The organism is Ferroplasma sp. Type II, from assembly GCF_000496155.1.
The window spans coordinates 2,413-4,751 of sequence record NZ_KI542782.1 but is presented as its reverse complement, the minus strand read 5'-3'; the positions used below and the strand labels follow the sequence as shown (position 1 = coordinate 4,751).

Annotated in this window: 3 protein-coding genes; all 3 read left to right on the top strand. The window is 32.8% G+C overall.

The window, feature by feature from the left end; all coding sequences use genetic code 11:
* Nucleotides 1-135: 135 nt before the first annotated feature.
* From AMDU4_RS11175 to AMDU4_RS11165, 3 genes are read left to right on the top strand one after another with little or no spacing between them, the layout of a single operon-like run.
* Nucleotides 136-729: a nucleotidyltransferase family protein gene (locus tag AMDU4_RS11175; protein WP_021788080.1), complete on the top strand. Its 594-nt coding sequence runs from the start codon at nucleotides 136-138 to the stop codon at nucleotides 727-729.
* A 24-nt stretch (nucleotides 730-753) separates the two neighbouring features.
* Nucleotides 754-1,515: a carbon-nitrogen hydrolase family protein gene (locus AMDU4_RS11170; RefSeq protein WP_021788079.1), complete on the top strand. Its 762-nt coding sequence runs from the start codon at nucleotides 754-756 to the stop codon at nucleotides 1,513-1,515.
* A gap of 33 nt (nucleotides 1,516-1,548) precedes the next feature.
* Nucleotides 1,549-2,181, top strand: coding sequence for a hypothetical protein (locus AMDU4_RS11165; protein ID WP_021788078.1), 633 nt, complete (start codon nucleotides 1,549-1,551; stop codon nucleotides 2,179-2,181).
* The last annotated feature ends 158 nt before the right edge of the window (nucleotides 2,182-2,339 follow it).

Below are 2,339 nucleotides of genomic sequence, written 5' to 3'. Positions count from 1 at the left end.
CGATACAAACATGAATTTATAAGGCGAAAATCCAAATATATAGATATAGATTTTNTGAAGTAAATAAAGAACATAGTTATCAAAAAGATGTATTCTTGATAAAAATTATATCCGTAATATTAATGGGTTTATAAGATGGTAAATGTTTCCGCCATTATTCTGGCATCGGGGAAATCCATACGATTCAATTCAAACAAATTGTTATATAAAGTAAATTTAAAACCCATTATCTCATATATTATCGACAATGTTTCCAACTCGAATTTTCAGGAACGCATAATAGTTCTGAGAAATAAAGAAATAGAGAAATATTCCATAGATAAGGGATTCAAAACAGTCTGGAATAAAGATTTTGAAAAAGGGATGTCAACATCTATTGTTCATGGGATAGAGAATATCTCTCCTAACAGTGATGCTGCAATGATAATACCTGGCGATATGCCACTTTTAGATCCCAGTGCCTTGAATAGCCTCATAGAATATTATAAATCCTCCGGGAAAGGAATATCAGGATTTATAAATAATGGAACCATAATAAGCCCCGTCATATTTTCCAGACAATATTTTGAAGAAATTTTTGAACTTAAGGGCGATAAGGGAGCCAAGTCAATAGTCTTAAGGCACAGTAATGATTTTTCAGGTATGGAGATAAGTAGCAACATCCTTATAGATATTGACACCAGGGATGACGCAATACAATTTAGGAAATTTCTAAACCATAAAGATTAAAATAATGTGCCAATATCAAAAAATATGGATATCAGCATAAGGGGAATACAATCACCGAGAATGCCTTTAGAAAATGCATTAGAATATCTCTCCTCGCTTAAGGTTGGCGATAATGAAATTCTGGTGTTTCCTGAAAAATTTATAACAACCAGGGTAAATGAGGATTCCTTGAATAAGATTCTAGAATCAATAAAAATAAAAAATACAATAATTCTAGGAAGCATCTCTTATAATGAAAGGTCTCTTTATAACAGATCATTTTTACTTCATAATGGTGAAATAGCTGGCTGGCAGGACAAGATCAATTTATACAGGGCTGAAAGTTCAAAATACACACCAGGAAATACCATTAAAATATTCGATATTGAGGGCCTGAGAATAGGCATACTTGTTTGTTATGACCTCGATTTTCCTGATTACCCTAGATACTTATTCAGAAACCACTGTGATATAATATTCAATCCTTCACTTATAAGAAGCGACTTCCACAGAGAATGGCATCTATACGTTGAAACAAGGTCTCTGGAAAATAGGATACCTATTATATCAGTAAACTCTATCTCAGATGATTTTCAGGGTGATTCGATAATAGTGTATCCCAGAAGTGAGGAAGGTGGAGTCAGAACAAATACTGTTACTTCGAAAAGTGAAGATATTGTCTCAAGTTTTAATACTTCTTACTATTCCGATGCAAGGGAGCAACGGTTAAACGAGGAAAATTTGATGTCAGGCAAAGTTGTCTTTTCAGAGGCCAAAAATATTAAACAGGAACATAACAATTATTGATTATATTTATATTATAATTTAATATGCAGATGTATGGTTTCAGTTGTTTCAGAATCATTTGTAACCTTTTCTACCATTGTTATATTCATCCTGAGCGCAGGTCTAACATTCTTCATTTTAAGAAAATACATGGCAAAAAAGCAATTGAACTTATTGTACTGGTCTGCCGGGCTTATTGTGTTCACCTTAGCGGTATTGCTCGAAATAATTATGGCAAACAATATATATTCAAGATTTCTTATTGATTCCTATCTATTCCTTGTTGCAGTCCTCGTACAATTCCTTGCGCTGGGTTCCTTTGCACTGTATGGAAATAGGAAATTTCTAAATTATTATTACCTATATTCTATTTTGGCCACAATTTTTCTTATTGTCACACTTATTATCTATCCAATTGGAAATGTAATAGACCATCACATAGTATTCGGCATTCTACCATTAAGTATTGTGATATCATCATCATTTGTTACATTCCCTGCTGCAGTATTTATAATTCTTATTGCTGCAATAAGCTACAAAAAATTCCACAGCAAGAAGCTATTGAGCATTATTGCTGGAGTTATAATAGTCGCCATAGCCGGAACCCTGTATATTGCGGCCATACCTGTCTTTCTTTATTATGCTGAGTTCATAGGCATACTTCTACTATGGATAGGTTTTATGTAACTGTGTTATTGTAAGCACCATACGATTAACTAAATATATGGAAGAATTCGTGAATTTTAACTTTAATTTATTATTTATTGAATAAATGTGGATCTAATCAACCTATAATGGGTATATAAATGGGTGATTCATACTTATTATGCTTGGCAGGGGTGTGG

Coding starts and splice junctions, on each gene's coding strand:
- AMDU4_RS11175 (WP_021788080.1), top strand. CDS start 136: ATGGTAAATGTTTCCGCCATTATTCTGGCATCGGGGAAATCCATACGA.
- AMDU4_RS11165 (WP_021788078.1), top strand. CDS start 1,549: ATGGTTTCAGTTGTTTCAGAATCATTTGTAACCTTTTCTACCATTGTT.
- AMDU4_RS11170 (WP_021788079.1), top strand. CDS start 754: ATGGATATCAGCATAAGGGGAATACAATCACCGAGAATGCCTTTAGAA.